At 72.6% G+C, this 17712-nt stretch carries 17 protein-coding genes; 5 read left to right on the plus strand and 12 right to left on the minus strand.

What is annotated here, in order from left to right; translation table 11 throughout:
• The 3 genes from IF47_RS27795 to IF47_RS0114290 form a co-directional block, all read left to right on the plus strand.
• On the plus strand, nucleotides 1-552 hold a 552-nt coding region (locus IF47_RS27795), incomplete at its 5' end, for a hypothetical protein (RefSeq protein ID WP_051717651.1).
• A gap of 7 nt (nucleotides 553-559) precedes the next feature.
• Nucleotides 560-1258, plus strand: coding sequence for a two-component system response regulator CseB (cseB, locus tag IF47_RS0114285; protein ID WP_031509140.1), 699 nt, complete (start codon nucleotides 560-562; stop codon nucleotides 1256-1258).
• A 7-nt stretch (nucleotides 1259-1265) separates the two neighbouring features.
• Nucleotides 1266-2528: a HAMP domain-containing sensor histidine kinase gene (locus IF47_RS0114290; RefSeq protein WP_051717653.1), complete on the plus strand. Its 1263-nt coding sequence runs from the start codon at nucleotides 1266-1268 to the stop codon at nucleotides 2526-2528.
• A gap of 116 nt (nucleotides 2529-2644) precedes the next feature.
• Here IF47_RS0114290 and IF47_RS0114295 read toward each other — a convergent pair whose 3' ends face one another.
• Entirely contained in the window at nucleotides 2645-3094 is a 450-nt protein-coding gene (locus tag IF47_RS0114295) for a VOC family protein (protein ID WP_031509142.1), read from the minus strand.
• A 217-nt stretch (nucleotides 3095-3311) separates the two neighbouring features.
• Here IF47_RS0114295 and IF47_RS0114300 point away from each other — a divergent pair, with 217 nt between their 5' ends.
• Complete coding sequence (locus IF47_RS0114300; protein WP_051717654.1) at nucleotides 3312-5879, plus strand: NACHT domain-containing protein; 2568 nt, start codon at nucleotides 3312-3314, stop codon at nucleotides 5877-5879.
• Between the two features lie 104 nt (nucleotides 5880-5983).
• Here IF47_RS0114300 and IF47_RS0114305 read toward each other — a convergent pair whose 3' ends face one another.
• A complete protein-coding gene (locus IF47_RS0114305; RefSeq protein ID WP_031509144.1) occupies nucleotides 5984-8509 on the minus strand; it encodes an ATP-dependent Clp protease ATP-binding subunit in 2526 nt (841 codons plus the stop codon).
• Nucleotides 8510-9095: 586 nt separating this feature from the next.
• On the opposite strand from IF47_RS0114305, the gene IF47_RS0114310 reads away from it, so the two are divergent.
• A complete protein-coding gene (locus IF47_RS0114310; protein WP_051717656.1) occupies nucleotides 9096-9497 on the plus strand; it encodes a hypothetical protein in 402 nt (133 codons plus the stop codon).
• Here IF47_RS0114310 and IF47_RS0114315 read toward each other — a convergent pair.
• From IF47_RS0114315 to IF47_RS31235, 10 genes are all read right to left on the minus strand, one after another.
• Nucleotides 9476-9808: a histone-like nucleoid-structuring protein Lsr2 gene (locus IF47_RS0114315; RefSeq protein WP_031509146.1), complete on the minus strand. Its 333-nt coding sequence runs from the start codon at nucleotides 9806-9808 to the stop codon at nucleotides 9476-9478. The genes IF47_RS0114310 and IF47_RS0114315 overlap by 22 nt on opposite strands.
• A 171-nt stretch (nucleotides 9809-9979) precedes the next feature.
• On the minus strand, nucleotides 9980-10507 hold the full coding sequence (locus IF47_RS0114320) for an amino-acid N-acetyltransferase (protein WP_078591822.1): 528 nt from the start codon (nucleotides 10505-10507) through the stop codon (nucleotides 9980-9982).
• A 9-nt stretch (nucleotides 10508-10516) separates the two neighbouring features.
• Complete coding sequence (locus tag IF47_RS0114325) at nucleotides 10517-10927, minus strand: BlaI/MecI/CopY family transcriptional regulator (RefSeq protein ID WP_031509148.1); 411 nt, start codon at nucleotides 10925-10927, stop codon at nucleotides 10517-10519.
• A 196-nt stretch (nucleotides 10928-11123) separates the two neighbouring features.
• The gene (locus IF47_RS0114335) at nucleotides 11124-11309 is read right to left on the minus strand and encodes a hypothetical protein (RefSeq protein WP_031509149.1); all 186 of its coding nucleotides are present in this window, start codon (nucleotides 11307-11309) and stop codon (nucleotides 11124-11126) included.
• 134 nt (nucleotides 11310-11443) lie between these two features.
• Nucleotides 11444-11986 (minus strand): hypothetical protein, encoded by a 543-nt coding sequence (locus tag IF47_RS0114340; RefSeq protein ID WP_245641115.1) that lies wholly within the window; start codon nucleotides 11984-11986, stop codon nucleotides 11444-11446.
• A gap of 133 nt (nucleotides 11987-12119) precedes the next feature.
• On the minus strand, nucleotides 12120-12917 hold the full coding sequence (locus IF47_RS0114345; protein WP_031509151.1) for a type III pantothenate kinase: 798 nt from the start codon (nucleotides 12915-12917) through the stop codon (nucleotides 12120-12122).
• Nucleotides 12917-14005, minus strand: a complete 1089-nt coding sequence (gene nadC / locus IF47_RS0114350; protein ID WP_031509152.1) for a carboxylating nicotinate-nucleotide diphosphorylase — start codon at nucleotides 14003-14005, stop codon at nucleotides 12917-12919. The genes IF47_RS0114345 and nadC overlap by 1 nt, the downstream gene beginning before the upstream one ends.
• The gene (locus IF47_RS0114355) at nucleotides 14002-15753 is read right to left on the minus strand and encodes an L-aspartate oxidase (RefSeq protein WP_031509153.1); all 1752 of its coding nucleotides are present in this window, start codon (nucleotides 15751-15753) and stop codon (nucleotides 14002-14004) included. Before IF47_RS0114355 ends, nadC begins: the two co-directional genes overlap by 4 nt.
• Entirely contained in the window at nucleotides 15750-16649 is a 900-nt protein-coding gene (gene panC / locus IF47_RS31230; RefSeq protein WP_031509154.1) for a pantoate--beta-alanine ligase, read from the minus strand. The genes IF47_RS0114355 and panC overlap by 4 nt, the downstream gene beginning before the upstream one ends.
• Nucleotides 16650-16774: 125 nt before the next feature.
• Nucleotides 16775-17686, minus strand: coding sequence for a Rossmann-like and DUF2520 domain-containing protein (locus tag IF47_RS31235; protein ID WP_031509155.1), 912 nt, complete (start codon nucleotides 17684-17686; stop codon nucleotides 16775-16777).
• Nucleotides 17687-17712: the final 26 nt, after the last annotated feature.

Genomic DNA, 17712 nt, shown 5'->3' on the forward strand with positions numbered 1-17712 from the left:
CCCCCGCCCTCCTCCCCCACCCCACCGGCGCCCGCCCCGCCCCCCGACGTGCCGCGCTCCTCGCCGCTGCCCAGCCGGGCCCAGCCCGTCTACCCGCCGGGCACCGAGGGCGAGTTGGACGTCCTCTCGCTGCTGCGTGCCGACCCCTCGGTCGGGGAGAGCGTCAAGAAGGCCCTGCGGCCGTGCTCGGCCGAGGTGTGGCCGGTGGACGTGGCGTACGGGCGGCTGACCGGTGGTCACGCGCCGGACGTGCTGGTCAACGTCTCGGACTGCGACGGCGGCATGGGCATCGGCGCCTACGTCTACCGGCAGAGCACCAACGGGCAGTACGTCGGTGTGTTCGCGGCCGAGGAGCCGCCCGTGCACGTCGAGGTGGCCGCCGGCCGGCTGCGGCTGGTCCAGCAGGTCTACGCGGACGGCGACCCCGCGTGTTGCCCGTCGGCCCGGTACGTGGTCACCCACGTGTGGCGGAACGACCGGTTCACCGCGGTGGAGCGCGCATCGGAGGAGCCGGGCGGGCTCGGCGGGTCCGCCCGGGACGAAGGAGGCTGAGCGGTCGATGGGCGACACACACGTGCTTTTCGTGGAGGACGACGACGTCATCCGGGAGGCCACCCAGCTCACCCTGGAGCGCGACGGTTTCACGGTGACCGCCGCCGCGGACGGGTTGGAGGGGCTGGAGGCGTTCCGCGCGCGGCGGCCCGACATCGCGTTGCTGGACGTGATGGTGCCGGGGCTGGACGGGGTGAGCCTGTGCCGCCGCATCCGTGACGAGTCGCTGGTCCCGGTGATCATGCTGTCGGCGCGGGCGGACCCCATCGACGTGGTGCTCGGTCTGGAGGCCGGGGCCGACGACTACGTGACCAAGCCCTTCGACAGCGCGGTGCTGGTCGCCCGCCTCCGCGCGGTGCTGCGCCGCTTCGTGCGGGCCGGGAACGCCGACGACGCCGACGACGAGGAAGAGGAGGGCGCCGGGCCGCTGCGGTTCGGCGATCTGGAGATCGACACCGAGGGGATGGAGGTGCGGCGGGCCGGCGAGCCGGTACCGCTGACGCCGACGGAGATGCGGCTGCTGCTGGAGTTCTCCACCGCTCCGGGCACGGTGCTCAGCCGCGACCGGCTGCTGGAGCGGGTGTGGGACTACGGCTGGGGCGGCGACACCCGCGTCGTGGACGTCCACGTGCAGCGGTTGCGCGGCAAGATCGGACAGCAGCGGATCGAGACCGTCCGCGGCTTCGGCTACAAACTGAGGGGCTGATCGCCCGGTGGTTCCGCGTCCGGGCCCGCGTGCGCGGCGGTGGGTCCCGCGCACCGGTCTGCGGTGGAAGTTCAGCGCGGCCGTCGCCGCCGTGGGCGCGCTGGTGGCGCTGGTGCTCAGCCTGGTCGTCCACAACGCCACCCACGCCTCGATGCTCGACAACAGCCGCGACATGCAGGACGAGCGTCTGGTGGCCGCGCTGCGGATCTACGAGTCGCTCGGCCGTCTCCCCTTCGGCGCCGAGATCGACGACCCCGCGCTGCCGGACCCGCTGCGGGAGGCCGTCGCCGGGGGCGAGCGCGCCACGTACGTGGCGGAGGACTCGGGCCGGGCACTGGACGTCTGGGCCGCCGCACCGCTGCCCGACGGGCGGGTGCTCTCCCTGCGCACCCGCTTCACCGACCGTTACGCCGTCCTCGCCGACCTCGACCGGGCCCTGGTGCTGGGCTCGGTGGCGGTGGTGCTGGGCGGCACCGCGCTGGGCGTACTGCTCGGCGGGCAGCTCTCCCGCCGGTTGCGCCGGGCCGCCGAGGGGGACACCCGGGTCCGTGTGCGGGACGCGATCGACGGCCGGCTGCGGGACGAGACGGACGAGCTGGCGCACGCCGTCGACCGGATGGCCGACGCCCTCCAGCGGCGGTTGGAGGCCGAACGCCGGGTCACGGCCGACATCGCGCACGAACTGCGCACCCCGGTCACCGGGCTGCTCACGGCCGCCGAGCTGTTGCCGCCCGGCCGCCCCACCGAACTGGTCCGCGACCGGGCCCAGGCGCTGCGCACCCTGGTCGAGGACGTGCTGGAGGTCGCCCGGCTGGACGGCGCCGCCGAACGCGCCGAACTCCAGGAGGTGGCGCTGGGCGAGTTCGTCGCGCGCCGGGTGCGCGCGCTGGCCCCCGAGGCCCGGCTGAGCATCGAGCGGGACGCCGTGGTGACCACCGATCCGCGCCGCCTGGAACGCATACTCGGCAATCTCCTGGCCAACGCCGCACGGCACGGTCGTGCCCCCGTCGAGGTGACGGTCGACGGGCGCAGACTGCGGGTGCGCGACCACGGCCCCGGCTTCCCGGCGGAGCTGCTGGCCGAGGGCCCCAGTCGGTTCCGCACGGGCAGCACGGACCGGTCGGGCCGCGGGCACGGGTTGGGCCTGACGATCGCGGTCGGTCAGGCCCGGGTGCTCGGCGCCCGTCTCACCCTGCGCAACGCCGAGCCGACCGGCGCGGTGGCCGTCCTGTGGCTCCCCCCGAAGCCTCCGGACGCCGCCCCCGTGTAGGGGCGGGCGGCGTCCACCCGACCGGCGGGACCGGCGGGCCGTCCGGTGGGGTGACACCGGCGGAGCAGCCGGCGGGCCGTCCGGTGGGGTGACCGGCAGCGGGCCGTCCGGTGGTGTCAGTCGCAGACCTCCGACCACTCCTTGCTCGGGTCCGGCCCGCCCCCGTGGCGTTCGACCAGCGAGTACCGGTTGCCGGACTCGTCCCTGAAGACCGCCTCGGTGCCGTACGGCCGCTCCCTCGGCTCCTGGAGGAACTCCACGCCCCGCGCCCTCAGCTCCTCATAGGCGGCGCGACAATCGTCCGTCCGCAGCACGCCCACGCCCAGGACCCCCTTGTTCACCAGCCTGGTCAGCGCCTCGGCCGACTCGGAGTCGAGCCCGGAGCCGTCCGTCCGCATCAGCGTCAGCTCGACGTCCGGCTGATCCCTGGCACCGACGGTGACCCGGCGCACCTCCCCCGTGGAGACGTCGCCACGCACCTCGAAACCGAGCTTCTCGGTGAAGAACCTCACGTCCCGCTCCTGGTCGGTGGACCAGACGGTGGCTATCGACAGGCCCTTGATCACGGTGTCCTCCCACGGTCGTGAACGTCGGATTTCACCGTAGGCAGCACCCGGGCATCAGCGCGGCCTCGCCTTCCCGGAACGGCCGTGCCCCGATGGTCACACGGGGGTGTGACACCGAACGTCTTTCCCGCTCCACGTCTTTCCCGCTCCACGCCTGGGGACGGCCCCGTGGGCCCTACGATCTTCCCGGCGACGGACCGAGGAGGCAGGGGGACTCATGGACGCCACGGCCATCGGGGCCCGGCTGGCGGCGGGCGTCATCGCTCCGCTGGTCGGGAAGCTGTTCGTGCGGGAGGGGCCGGGGGCGGGGCTGGTCGACCGCCCCGTGCGGCTGAGCGGCCGACTCTCCTTCCGCGGCGAGCGACGCACCCTGGGCGAGAAGGACCTGCACCGGCTCGCGGCCGAACTGCTGGACCGGGCCGTCGAGCCGCTCCCCTCCGCCGAGCGCCTGCCCGCGCACGAGGAGCGGGCCGTCGTCCACGCCCTGGCCCGCACCCTGTACGCCTTGGGCGACCTCGACATGAGCGACGTCCAGGCGGTCGCGCTGGGCGGACGCGAGCTGGCCCGGCGACTGCGGGAGGCGGCCGACGACCCGACCCGGGACCTGGCCGAGGGCGCGGCCGTGCTCCACGACGCGCTGTTGGAGGCCGCCTGCGGGCAGATCCTGCACTTCTTCACCCAGCGCTCCACGTTCATCGCCCGCGCCCTGGTCGAGCAGACCCGACGGCAGGCCGCGTTGGAGGCGCGGCTGACGGTCGGCGCCGAGCGGGCGCGCGCCCTGGCCGCCCGGTCCGCCGAGGACGCGGAGTTCGAGCGCCGGTACGCCGACCACATCGCCCACCGGCACGGCCGGCTGACCATCTACGGCCTCGATCCGGCCGAATCCCGCGAGTGGCGGCTCGACACGGCGTTCCTGTCGCTGGAGGCGAGCCACGAGGAGGGCTCCCGCCCCGTCCGCACCGACCGGATCTTCGCCGACCGCACCCGCGTGCTGCTGCGCGGCGTCGCCGGATCGGGCAAGACGACGCTGGTGCAGTGGCTGGCGGTGACGGCGGCCCGGCCACCGGCCGGGGAGGGCGTGTCGCGTCCGGAGCTCTCCGGCCGCGTCCCGTTCGTCCTGCCCCTGCGGGCGTTCGCCTCCGCCGGGCTCCCCACCCCCGACCGCTTCCTGGAGGCGGTGCGCTGCCCGGTCGCCGGGGCGCAGCCGCCGGGTTGGGCCGATCGGGTGCTCTCGGACGGCCGGGCGCTGCTGCTGGTCGACGGTGTGGACGAGATCCCCGAGCGGGAGCGCGAGGAGACCCGCCGTTGGCTGGACGACCTGATCGGCGCCTACCCGGACAACCTCTGGCTGGTCACCTCCCGCCCCCCGGCGGTGCGTGACGCGTGGCTGGCCTCGCAGGGCTTCGACGAGTTGGCCCTGACGCCGATGGACCGGGGCGACGTGGCGGTGTTCGTGGAGCGCTGGCACGCCGCCGCCGATGCGGAGCCGGAGACGGCCCGTTCCCTGCTGGCCGCCCTGCGCACCAGGCCCGATCTGGGCCGGTTGGCCACCAGCCCGCTGATGTGCGGCCTGCTGTGCGCCCTGCACCGCGAACGCCGGGGCTTCCTGCCGCGGGGGCGCAGGGACCTGTACGAGGCGGCGCTGTCGATGCTGCTGGAGCGCCGCGACACCGAGCGCGGCATGCACCACGAGGGTGGCCTGCGACTGGCGAAGGAGTCGCAGACCACCCTGTTGCAGAAGCCGGCGTACTGGATGGTGCGCAACGGCCGCGCCCAGATGGACCGCGCGGACGCCTTGGCCGTCCTGGCCGACGCGCTGCCGTCGATGGCGCACATCGAGGCCGGGCCGGAGGAGGTGCTGCGCCACCTGCTGGAGCGCAGCGGTCTGCTGCGCGAGCCCGTCGCCGGGCAGATCGACTTCGTCCACCGCACCTTCCAGGACTACCTGGCCGCCAAGGCGCTGGTGGAGGCCCGGGACTTCCCCTGGCTGGTGGACAACGCGGACCGGACGGAGCTGGAGGACGTGGTCCGGATGGCGGTCGCCCACGCCCGCCCGGACGAGCGCGCCCGCATCCTGAACGGCCTGGTCGACGAGGGGCACCACGAGTCCAGGACGCCCTCCCAGCGGGCTCGCAGCCTCCTGTTGGCCCTGGCCTGCCTGGAGCACGCCACCGAACTGGACCCGGCCGTACGGGACCGGGTGCGCTCCGCCGCCGGCGAACTGCTGCCGCCCGTGGATCACCTCTCCGCCCGCCGCCTGGCGGAACTGGGCGGGCCGCTCGTCCTGGAACTGCTGCCCGGCCCCGAGGGACTGCCGGACGAGATCGCGGAGGCGGTCGTCGTCACCGCCACCCGGGTGGGCACCGACGCGGCGATCCCGCTGCTCGCCCGGTACCGGGATCACCCCTCGCTCGACGTGCGCCGCCAACTCGCCTGGTCCTGGCACCGTTTCGACCGCGAGACCTATGCCGAGGAGATCCTCGCCCATCTCGACAAGGACGGTCTGTACTTCACCGTCCGCGACACCGACGATCTCCGGATTCTACGCGCTTTGGGCGGCCGTTCCCACATCCAGTTCCGGGGGGAGTACTTCGATCCCGCCGAATTGGTCGAGCACTTCGAGGTCGACCGAGTGACACACCTCTGGTTGGAGGTGTGGAGGTTCCGTCGGGACTTCTCGTGGCTGTCCGCCTTTTCGCGGTTGCGTGTCCTGGTGGTTCCCGCGGGAGTCGATGCGGAAATCGAGAAAGTCCCCTCGGGCGTCGAGGTACGCATCGCTCCCTGACCGAGCCGAACCCACGGACACGCCCGCGGCCCGGGACCTTCGAAAGGTCCCGGGCCGCGTCGTGTGGCTCGGCTCTCGCCTGTCGGCGAGCGCGGATCAGTGGATCACACGTCCTTGGAGAGGTTGGGGCCGCCGCCCGCCGCCGACTCCACCGGAGGGGCGTCCGGCAGGGCCGACTTCTCCTCGCCGCGGAAGGTGAACTTCTTCTCCTCGCCCTCGCCCTCGGTGTCGACGACCACGATGTGACCGGGGCGCAGCTCGCCGAAGAGGATCTTCTCCGACAGGATGTCCTCGATCTCCCGCTGGATCGTCCGACGCAGCGGCCGGGCGCCCAGGACGGGGTCGTAGCCCTTCTTGGCGAGCAGCTTCTTGGCCTCCGCGCTGAGCTCGATGCCCATGTCGCGGTCCTTCAGCCGCTCGTCCACCTTGGCGACCATGAGGTCGACGATCTGGATGATGTCGGTCTCGGAGAGCTGGTGGAAGACCACGGTGTCGTCCACACGGTTGAGGAACTCGGGCCGGAAGTGCTGCTTGAGCTCCTCGTTGACCTTCGCCTTCATCCGCTCGTAGCCGGTCTTGACGTCGCCCTGGGCGGCGAAGCCCAGGTTGAAGCCCTTGGAGATGTCCCGGGTGCCGAGGTTGGTCGTCATGATGATGACGGTGTTCTTGAAGTCCACGACCCGGCCCTGGGAGTCGGTCAGGCGACCGTCCTCCAGGATCTGCAGCAGCGAGTTGAAGATGTCCGGGTGGGCCTTCTCGACCTCGTCGAACAGGACGACCGAGAACGGCTTGCGGCGCACCTTCTCCGTGAGCTGACCGCCCTCCTCGTACCCGACGTAGCCGGGAGGCGAGCCGAACAGCCGCGAGACGGTGTGCTTCTCGCTGAACTCCGACATGTCGAGGGAGATCAGCGCGTCCTCGTCACCGAAGAGGAACTCGGCCAGCGTCTTGGACAGCTCGGTCTTGCCGACGCCGGACGGGCCGGCGAAGATGAACGAGCCACCGGGACGCTTGGGGTCCTTCAGACCGGCCCGCGTACGGCGGATGGCCTGGGACAGCGCCTTGATGGCGTCCTCCTGCCCGATGACGCGCTTGTGCAGCTCGTCCTCCATGCGGAGCAGGCGCGAGGACTCCTCCTCGGTGAGCTTGAACACCGGGATGCCCGTGGCCGTGGCCAGGACCTCGGCGATCAGCTCCTCGTCCACCTCGGCGACGACGTCCATGTCGCCGGCCTTCCACTCCTTCTCCCGCTTGGCCTTGGCGGCCAGGAGCTGCTTCTCGGTGTCACGGAGGGAAGCGGCCTTCTCGAAGTCCTGCGCGTCGATCGCGGACTCCTTGTCCCGGCGGACGCCGGCGATCTTCTCGTCGAACTCGCGCAGGTCCGGCGGTGCGGTCATCCGGCGGATGCGCATCCTGGAGCCGGCCTCGTCGATCAGGTCGATCGCCTTGTCCGGCAGGAAGCGGTCCGAGATGTAGCGGTCGGCCAGGGTCGCGGCGGCCACCAGGGCGGCGTCCGTGATGGACACGCGGTGGTGTGCCTCGTAGCGGTCCCGCAGGCCCTTGAGGATCTCGATGGTGTGCGGCAGCGACGGCTCGGCGACCTGGATGGGCTGGAAGCGGCGCTCCAGGGCCGCGTCCTTCTCCAGGTGCTTGCGGTACTCGTCCAGCGTCGTCGCGCCGATGGTCTGGAGTTCACCGCGGGCCAGCATCGGCTTGAGGATGCTGGCGGCGTCGATCGCGCCCTCGGCGGCGCCCGCGCCCACCAGGGTGTGGAGCTCGTCGATGAACAGGATGATGTCGCCGCGGGTGCGGATCTCCTTGAGGACCTTCTTCAGGCGCTCCTCGAAGTCACCGCGGTAGCGGGAGCCCGCGACCAGGGCGCCCAGGTCCAGGGTGTAGAGGTGCTTGTCCTTGAGGGTCTCGGGCACCTCGCCCTTGACGATGGCCTGGGCCAGGCCCTCGACGACCGCCGTCTTGCCGACGCCGGGCTCGCCGATGAGCACGGGGTTGTTCTTGGTACGGCGGGACAGCACCTGCATGACCCGCTCGATCTCCTTCTCGCGCCCGATGACCGGGTCGAGCTTGGATTCGCGAGCGGCCTGGGTCAGGTTGCGGCCGAACTGGTCCAGCACCAGGGAGGTCGAGGGAGTGCCCTCGGCGGGACCGCCGGCGGTGGCGGCCTCCTTGCCTCCGGAGTAGCCGGACAGCAACTGGATGACCTGCTGCCGCACCCGGTTCAGGTCGGCGCCGAGCTTCACGAGGACCTGGGCGGCGACGCCCTCGCCCTCGCGGATCAGGCCGAGCAGGATGTGCTCCGTACCGATGTAGTTGTGGCCGAGCTGGAGAGCCTCGCGCAGAGACAGCTCCAGGACCTTCTTGGCACGGGGGGTGAAGGGGATGTGGCCGGACGGGGCCTGCTGCCCCTGGCCGATGATCTCCTCCACCTGCTGGCGGACCGCCTCGAGCGAAATCCCGAGGCTCTCCAGGGCCTTAGCGGCGACACCCTCACCCTCGTGGATCAGGCCCAGGAGGATGTGCTCGGTGCCGATGTAGTTGTGGTTGAGCATCCGGGCTTCTTCCTGAGCCAGGACGACAACCCGCCGCGCGCGGTCGGTGAACCTCTCGAACATCGTTAATCGCTCCTCAGAGCGGTCAGGCAGTAAGGGGGCGTTCCCCTCCCTGTCCTTCCGCAGCTTAGTCCCGCAAGCGGGGACCGCTCATTCCAACTGCCGACACCCGTCCGGATCGCCCCCGCGCCGGGGGGAAGGAGTGCTGTTGCCTCCCGCCCTCGTCCCGAACAGCCGACAACAGTTCCAACCCGATGGTGCGAGACGATGTTCCCGCAGGCCAGACATATCCGCCTGCATCCACTACGCCGACGGCGAACGCCCATCAGGCCCACACGTCCGTCCACCGCTCCATCGTCGGTGCCGCACCCCCGTTCCACTTGGGATTTCTTCACGGACTTCTTACCCCGGGACACTGACAGTCCATGCGGGGCAGGGCGGGTGCATCCGCTAAGGGCGAACACTCTTGCGCGATGCGCCACACCCACTCCACACCGCTTCCGCGGCACTCGGAGTAGTGGGGTACGACGGGACGTAACCGGCACGGGGCTCGGCAGTTTCTCCCTACATGATTCGTCCAACACGCGCGGCGTCCGGTTTGTTCCGGTCGGGACCGTGCCTCTTCCGCCCCTCCCGTCGCCGAATTCCCGTGCGCCTCCCGGGCCGCACCGCCCCCTGGAACGGCTCGGCTCCTCCGGACGCGCTGCCGGACGCGCTGGACGTCCCGGAGACCGCCGGACGGGCGCTGCTGCGGCGACGCGGCCTCCGCGCGGGTGCGGTGGCCTGGGACCCCGCCACGCGGCGGATGAGGTTCCTCCTCCCTCCGGGCTGCGCGGAGGAGGTGCCGGGCCTACTGGAGTGGCTGGAGTGGCGCGGGATCGAGCTGGATCTGGCCGCCCTGACCGCGTACGACCCTCGGGAGGCCGCCGTGTGGCTGCGGCCTCCCGGGCGGGGCTGTGACGCGGACGTCGTCGGCCTGGTGAGCGCGGCGGCGACGGAGTGTCACCGCGCGCGGCTCGCCCACGCGACTCAGCCGTTCGCCTTCTCGTAGGCCTCGCGGATGTTGGCGGGAACACGGCCCCGGTCGTTGACCTCGTAGCCGTTCGCCTTCGCCCAGGCGCGAATCTTCGCGGTGTCCTGGGTGGCGCCGGAGGACGGGCGGGCCGCCTTGCCGCGAGCCGAACGGCCACCGGTGCGACGACCGTTCTTGACGTAGGGCTCGAGCAGGCCGCGGAGCTTGTCCGCGTTGGCGGTGGTGAGATCGATCTCGTAGGTCTTGCCGTCGAGAGCGAACGTCACGGTCTCGTCCGCCTCACCGCCGTCGATGTCGTCGACAAGAAGGACCTGTACCTTCTGCGCCACCGGTTACTCCCATTCGTCGTGTGCGGTCAGTCCTCGAAAACCGATTACTGATACTGACGAAGAAAGCAAACCGCTTTTCCCGGGAAAACACAAACCCTCCGCGAACTCCCTCCTGGTAGAGCGGCCGGATTGGAGGGATCTTTCGGACATAGGGTTCACGGCAGCCGGGACTCATAGGTGCAGCAGCATCCGCGTGTTACCCAAGGCGTTGGGTTTCACTCGTTCGAGCCCCAGGAACTCCGCTACACCCTCGTCATAGGAACGGAGCAGCTCGCTGTAGACATCCCCGTCCACCGGAGTCTCGCCGATCTCGGTGAAGCCGTGACGGGCGAAGAAGTCCACTTCGAAGGTGAGGCAGAAAATACGCCTCACACCGAGCCAACGCGCGGTCTGCAGAAGCTTCTCCAGCACCAGGTGTCCCACTCCGGCGCCCTTGATCGCGGGATCCACCGCCAGCGTGCGGACTTCCGCCAGGTCCTCCCACATCACGTGGAGCGCGCCGCAGGCCACCACCTTGGCGTCGTGGTCGCGTTCCGCCACCCAGAACTCCTGGATGTCCTCGTAAAGCGTCACCGTCGCTTTGTCGAGCAGGATGCGATCGCGTGCGTAGACGTCGATGAGGCGACGGATGGCGCGCACATCACTGGTTCTCGCCCTGCGGACGGTGACCTCGCTTACCGGGCTTAGACCTTCTGGCATGTTCGGACGCTATCGCCCCGAAGCCCCATCGCTCTCCTCGGGGGCGTCGAGATGGACTCCGGCGGGTTGCACGACGCGCAGGGCGTCCCGCAAGGCTTCCTCCTGTTCCGGCGACATCATGCCGAAGAAGGCCACAAGCGCCGCGGCCGGGTTGTCGCTCGTGGCCCACGCCTCGTTCATGAGGGCGGCGGAGTAGGCGGCGCGCGTGGAGACCGCCTCATATCGATAGGCCCGGCCTTCTCGCTCGCGCCGCACCCAGCCCTTCTCCCGGAGGTTGTCCATTACCGTCATGACGGTGGTGTAGGCGATCGGCCGTTCCCGCCGAAGGTCTTCGAGGACTTCTCGCACGGTGACGGGTCGGTTCCACCGCCATACCCGCGTCATCACCGCGTCTTCCAACTCTCCCAGTGGCCGAGGCACACCAAGAACAATAGTCGCATATGCACCGCATTGGCCGTTTTATTTCGTCCGCTCGGACATCCTCGCCCCGGACGCACGGAAGGGCGTGGGGCGCGAGAGGTTCCCCTCTCGTGCCCCACGCCCTTCCGCCGCTCTCGGGTCTCTCCGCCCGGTCCGCGGCCGGTTTCGTGGCCGCCGCGATCGTCCGCGGCCGTCTCTAGGCCCGTCCCTCGCCGTCCGCGTGCGACGAGCGCCGGGCCTCGGCCTGCGCCGCGAGCGCGTCCACCACGGCGTCCTCCTTGGCCTTGTTGGCACCACCCTGGTTCTTGACGATCGTCACGATGACCGCGGTGAAGGCCACGGCCATCACCACGGACGGGGTGAGTGCGGCGATGTACTCCATGCCGGTCAGCCTCCTCCTTGCCGGGTCTCCCAGCGTAACCGGCGCCCTTCTCCCTCTTGTCGCGCGGCCCGCCCTCCGATCCGGGAGGGCGGGCCGCGCGAGAAGGGGGGGACGCGGGAGAGAAGGAGGCGGGGTCAGACCGGGAGGGCCCGACGGGACGGCGGCGTGGAACGGTGGCGGGGCGGGAAGACGTCGGCCGGGGTGGGCACCCGGTCGCGGGAGCCGTACGCCTCCACGGGGTCGGCCCACTCCTCGCAGCGCCGCAACAGTTCGGCACGGCGCCGCGCCTCCGCCCGGCGGGCGGGCCGGGCGCACAGCGCCCGCAGGGCCGCCACGTCCTCCCCGCACGGCGGGCAGCCCGCCGCGAGGGCCTCCTCCAGCCTCGCCAGGTACCCGGACTCGGTGCCCGGCAGCGCGGCGCGGTAGCGCGCGAGGTCGGCCGCCAGGAACGCTCTCAGCCGCTCGACCTCCCGCCGGGCCTCGTCCACCGCCTCGGCCAGCCACCGGTACTCCCGCGCCTCTCTCGCCCGGCGTCTCTTGACGGGCAGCGGCGTCGGCAGGGACGGCGGGGACGGAGCGAGGACCGACTGGAGCGCGACGGCGAGAGCGCGCCTGAGCACGCACAGCTCGTCGGCGCTGAAGGCCATGCCTCCTCGGGGGCCATGGGGGGTGGGCATATACGGACAGTACGGTACGTAGCGGAGTAATCGTTCCACCGTCCGGCCGTGTCTTCCCACGGTCCCCCACGAGCCCCCACGAGTTCCCTCGGCGCCCCTGGGCCACCCGCGCCGGGGCCACGACGGCCTCCGCTCAGCCGCGCGCCATGTTCCGCTCGTAGACCAGCCGCAGACCGATCAGGGTCAGCCACGGCTCGTGCTCGTCGATGGCCGACGCCTCGCCCAGCACCATGGGGGCCAGGCCGCCGGTGGCGATGACGGTCACGTCGTTCGGGTCGTCGGCCAGCTCGCGGGCCATCCGCTCCGCCACACCGTCCACCTGACCGGCGAAGCCGTAGAGGATGCCGGCCTGCATCGCCTCGACGGTGTTCTTGCCGATGACGCTGCGCGGGCGGGCCAGTTCGATCTTGCGGAGCTGCGCCCCGCGCACACCGAGGGCGTCGACGGAGATCTCGATGCCCGGGGCGATCACGCCGCCGGTGTACTCGCCGCGGGCGGAGATGGCGTCGAAGGTGGTGGCCGTGCCGAAGTCCACGACGATGCTCGGGCCGCCGTACAGCTCGACCGCCGCCACCGCGTTGATGATCCGGTCCGCGCCGACCTCCTTGGGGTTGTCCATCAGGATGGGCACCCCGGTCTTGACGCCCGGTTCGACCAGTACGGACGGGATGTCGCCGTAGTGCCGGCGCGTCACCTCGCGCAGTTCGTGGAGGACGGAGGGGACGGTGGAACAGATGGAGATGCCGTCGACGCCGTCCCCCAACTCCTCGCCGAGCAACGGGTGCATGCCCATCAGGCCCTGGAGCAGGACGGCCCACTCGTCGGCGGTGCGGCGGGGGTCGGTGGAGATCCGCCAGTGCTCGACGATCTCGTCGCCGTCGAACAGGCCGAGGACGGTCTGGGTGTTGCCGACGTCGATCGTGAGCAGCATCAGGCGTCCTCCCCCCGCGCCCCGTCCTCTGCCCCGTTCCCCGCCCCGTCGCGCGTCTCGTCACGCAGGTCCAGGCCGATGTCGAGGATCGGGGAGGAGTGGGTGAGGCCGCCCACCGCCAGGTAGTCCACGCCGGTGGCCGCGTAGGCGCGGGCGTTGTCGAGGGTGAGACGGCCGGAGGACTCCAGCCGGGCCCGGCCCGCGACCAGCCGCACCGCCTCGGCGGTCTCCTCGGGGGTGAAGTTGTCCAGCAGGATCAGGTCGGCGCCCTCGGCGAGGACGGGCTCGATCTGGTCGAGCCGGTCCACCTCCACCTCGATCGGCACGCCGGGGAACTCCTCGCGGACCCTGCGGAACGCCTCGGCCACCCCGCCGGCCGCGATCACGTGGTTGTCCTTGATCAGCGCGGCGTCCGACAGCGACATCCGGTGGTTGACGCCGCCGCCGCAGCGCACCGCGTACTTCTCCAGGGCGCGCAGGCCCGGAGTCGTCTTGCGGGTGTCGCGGACCTTCGCGTCCGTGCCCTGGAGAGCGTCGGCCCAGGCCCGGGTGGCGGTGGCGATGCCCGACAGCCGGCACAGCAGGTTGAGGGCGCTGCGCTCGGCGGTGAGCAGGTCGCGGGTGCGGGTGCGGACCGACAGCAGCTTCTGGCCCGCGGTCACGCGGTCGCCGTCCTCGACGTGCCGCTCGACCTCGAACTCCTCGGTGCAGACCACCGACAGGACCGCCTCGGCGATCCGCAGCCCTGCGACGGTGCCCGCCTGACGGGCGGTGAAGTCGCCCACGGCGACGGCGTCCTCGGGGATGGTCGCGACGGTGGTGACGTCCACGCCGTGGTCGAGGTCCTCCTCGATCGCCATGTGGGCGACGTCCTCGACCTGCACCGGGTCAAGTCCCGCGTCCGCCAGCAGGGCGGCCAGGTCCGGGTCCAGTCCGCACTCCAGCGGGTCGAGGTCGAAGTCGTCCTCCGCGCCGCCGCCGCAGCCGCAACCGTCCCCGCACCCTCCCGCGGTGCCGCTCACCGCCTCGCCTGGGCGGCCGAAGCCGATCTGGAGCAGCGGAAGTTCGTTGGGCGTGGGGCTGGTCACGGTGTCTCCTCGGGGGCGACCGGCGGGAAGGCGGTCGAGTCGGTCGTACGGACGACGAGCGTAGAGCCCTCGGCCGTGGGGCGCAGGGCGACGACCAGATGTCGGCGCCAGGACACGTCGTCGCGGTCGGGGTGGTCCTCGCGCCAGTGGCAGCCACGGGTCTCCGTGCGGCGCAGGGCGGCGGCGACCAGGACGCGGGCGACGAGGTGGAGGTTGGCCGTCTCCCAGCTCTCGACGCCGGGTTCGGCGGGCTTGCCCGACGCGGCGGGGGCGTCGGGGACGCGGGGGGCGCCGGAGGCGTCGACGGCCAGCTCCTCCAGCTCCCGCGCGGCCCGCTCCAGGCTCTCGGCGGACCGCAGCACCCCGGCGCCGGCGGTCATGATCCGCTGGATCGCGTACCGGGTCTCGGGCGGCAGCGGCGGAACGATCCGCTCGGCGTCGGGGACGACGGGGACGGGGACGCGCGCCGGGGCGCGGGCGATCCGCTCGGCGATCCGCTCGGCGAAGACCAGGCCCTCCAGCAGGGAGTTGGAGGCCAACCGGTTCGCGCCGTGCACACCGGTGCAGGCGACCTCGCCGCAGGCGTACAGGCCCGGCACGGTGGTACGGCCTGTCAGGTCGGTGCGGACGCCGCCGGACGCGTAGTGCGCGGCGGGCGCGACCGGGATCGGTTCGGTGACCGGGTCGATGCCGTGGGAGCGGCAGGCGGCGAGGATGGTGGGAAAACGTTCCTCCCACTTCCGTGCCCCGAAGTGCCGCGCGTCCAGGTACATGTGGTCCGCGCCCCGCTCCCGCATCCGCCGCATGATGCCCTTGGCGACGATGTCGCGCGGCGCCAGCTCGGCCAACTCGTGCCGGCCGACCATGAACCGCTCCCCGTCGGCGTCGACCAGGTACGCGCCCTCGCCGCGCACGGCCTCCGAGACCAGCGGCTGCTGGCCCTCGCTGCCGGCGCCCAGGTAGAGCACGGTCGGGTGGAACTGGACGAACTCCAGGTCGGAGACCTCCGCGCCGGCCCGCAGCGCCAGCGCGACGCCGTCGCCGGTGGAGACGGCCGGGTTGGTGGTCGCGGAGAACACCTGCCCCATGCCGCCGGTGGCCAACACCACCGCCGGGGCGTGCACCGCGCCCACGCCGTCGTGCCGTCCCTCCCCCATCACGTGGAGGGAGACGCCCGCGGCGTGCCCGTCGGCGTCCTTGAGCAGGTCCAGGACGAGCGCGTTCTCCACCGTCTCGATGCCGGCGTCCCGGACGGCCGCCACCAGCGCCCGGCTGACCTCCGCGCCGGTCGCGTCACCGCCCGCGTGGGCGATGCGGCGGCGGTGGTGGCCGCCCTCGCGGGTCAGCTCGATCTCCCCCGTCTCCGGGGAGGTGTCGAACCGCGCGCCGACCTCGATCAGCCGCCGCACCGCTCCGGGGCCCTCGGTGACCAGCGTCCGCACGGCGGTCTCGTCGCACAGGTCGGCACCCGCGACCAGGGTGTCGACGAGGTGCTGCTCGGGGGTGTCGCCCTCGCCCAGCGCGGCGGCGATCCCGCCCTGCGCCCAGCGCGTGGAGCCGTCGTCCAGCCGGGCCTTGGTGACGATCACCGTCCGCCGGCCGGCGGCGGCGCAGCGCAGGGCGACCGTCAGCCCGGCCACGCCGGAGCCGACCACCACCACGTCCGCCTTGATCACCCAGCCGGGGCGCGGGCCCGCCAGGCGCAGGGCCGGCACCCCGCCGGCCGTGCCGTGCACGCCCGCGCTCACCGGGCCTCCTCCGTCCCGTCCAGGCGCAGGCGCACGTTGTCGATCAGCCGTGTGGCGCCCACCCGGGCCGCCACGGCGAGGACGGCCTCGCCCCGGTGGACGCCGGGCTCCGCGGGGACCTCGGTGAAGTCGGACGGGTCCACCAGGGCCAGGTAGTCGACGGTCAGCGGCGGGTCCGCCTTCTCGCCCTCCGCCAGGACGGCGCGGGCCGCCGCGCGGACCTCCTCCGGGTCGGCCGGCCCGTCCCCGCGCATGGCCGCGTCGCGCCCGGCGAACAGGGCGCGGGAGAGGGCCAGGGCCGTGGTGCGCTCCCGCGGCGACAGGTAGCGGTTGCGGCTGGAGAGGGCCAGCCCGTCGGCCTCGCGCACGGTGGGCACGCCCACGATCTCCACGGGGAAGTTCAGGTCGCGGACCATGCGCGTGATCACGGCGAGCTGCTGCGCGTCCTTCTCGCCGAAGAGGGCCAGGTCGGGCGCGGTGAGGTGGAGGAACTTGGCGACGACGGTGAGCACCCCGTCGAAGTGGCCGGGGCGGGACGCGCCCTCCAGCCGCTCGCCCATCGGCCCCGCGGCCACCGTCACCTCGGGCTCGCCGCCGGGGTAGACCTCCTCCACCACCGGCGCGTAGACGACGTCGGCACCCGCCTCGGCGGCCAGCGCCAGGTCGGCGTCCAGGGTGCGCGGGTAGCGGTCCAGGTCCTCGCCCGCGCCGAACTGCAGCGGGTTGACGAAGACGGTGACCACCACCTGGCCCTCGGTGCCGACCTGTTCGCGGGCGGTCCGGACCAGGCCGGCGTGGCCCTCGTGCAGGGCGCCCATGGTCATCACCACCGCCCGCCGGCCGCGGCGCGGCAGGGCGCGCAGCTCGGCGGCGGTGCGCAGCACGGGCACGGGCACGGTTCGGCTCCTTCGGTCGGCGGCCGGGCCGCTCTCGGTCTCGGTGGTCGAGGTCTGGCTGGTCGGGGTTTGGGTGGTCGGGGTTTGGGTGGTCGAGGGCTCGGTGGTCGGGCCGGCGAGGTCGGTCACGGGGTGCTCCCGTCCGAGAGGACCTCCAGCAGGTCCTCGGCCAGCTCCGGCTTGAGCAGGCCGTTCGCCAGGGCGCGGTCCGCGGTGGTGCGGGCCATGGCCAGATAGCCCGTCACCGCCTGCGGCGCGTGGCGGCGCAGCTCGGCGACGTGGGCGGCGACCGTGCCGGCGTCGCCTCGGGCGACCGGGCCGGTCAGCGCGGCGTCGCCGGAGCGCAGGGCGTTGTCCAGGGCCGCGCCGAGCAGCGGGCCGAGCATCCGGTCCGGCGCGGCGACCCCGGCCGTGCGCAGCAGCTCCATCGCCTGGGCGACCAGGGTGACCAGATGGTTGGCGCCGATGGCCAGGGCCGCGTGGTAGAGCGGGCGGGCCTCCTCGGCGATCCACTCCGGCTCCCCGCCCATCTCGATGACCAGCGCCTCGGCGGCCAGCCGCAGCTCCTCGGGCGCGGTGACCCCGAACGAGCAGCCCGCCAGCCGGTCCACGTCCACGGGGGTGCCGGTGAACGTCATCACCGGGTGGAGCGCCAGCGGCAGGGCGCCGGCCCGTGTCGCCGGGTCCAGGACGGCGATCCCGTAGCGGCCGGAGGCGTGCGCCAGGAGTTGGCCGGGCCGTACGGCGCCGGTGGCGGCCAGGCCGGCGACCAGGCCGGGCAGGGCGTCGTCGGGGACGGTGAGCAGCACGAGGTCGGCGCGGGCCAGCACCTCGGCGGGCTCCACCAGCGGCACTCCCGGCAGCAGGGCCTCGGCCCGGCGGCGGGAGGCGTCGGAGACCCCGGACGCGGCCACCGGGCGGTGCCCTGCGAGCCTCAGCGCGGCGGCGAGGGCGGGGCCGACGCGTCCCGCGCCGACGACGCCGACCTTCAGGCGCGCGGGACGGTCCCCGGCGGCACCGGAGGGATGTTCGTTCACGTGGGCGGACCTTCCGTTCCAGTCCG

It is taken from the genome of Streptomyces megasporus (assembly GCF_000718985.1).
GTDB classification, from domain to species: Bacteria; Actinomycetota; Actinomycetes; order Streptomycetales; family Streptomycetaceae; genus Streptomyces; species Streptomyces megasporus.

Coding starts and splice junctions, on each gene's coding strand:
- IF47_RS0114300 (WP_051717654.1), top strand. CDS start 3,312: ATGGACGCCACGGCCATCGGGGCCCGGCTGGCGGCGGGCGTCATCGCT.
- IF47_RS0114345 (WP_031509151.1), bottom strand. CDS start 12,917: ATGCTGCTCACGATCGACGTCGGCAACACCCAGACCGTCCTCGGCCTG.
- IF47_RS0114305 (WP_031509144.1), bottom strand. CDS start 8,509: ATGTTCGAGAGGTTCACCGACCGCGCGCGGCGGGTTGTCGTCCTGGCT.
- cseB (WP_031509140.1), top strand. CDS start 560: ATGGGCGACACACACGTGCTTTTCGTGGAGGACGACGACGTCATCCGG.
- IF47_RS0114340 (WP_245641115.1), bottom strand. CDS start 11,986: ATGCCCACCCCCCATGGCCCCCGAGGAGGCATGGCCTTCAGCGCCGAC.
- IF47_RS0114320 (WP_078591822.1), bottom strand. CDS start 10,507: ATGCCAGAAGGTCTAAGCCCGGTAAGCGAGGTCACCGTCCGCAGGGCG.
- IF47_RS0114335 (WP_031509149.1), bottom strand. CDS start 11,309: ATGGAGTACATCGCCGCACTCACCCCGTCCGTGGTGATGGCCGTGGCC.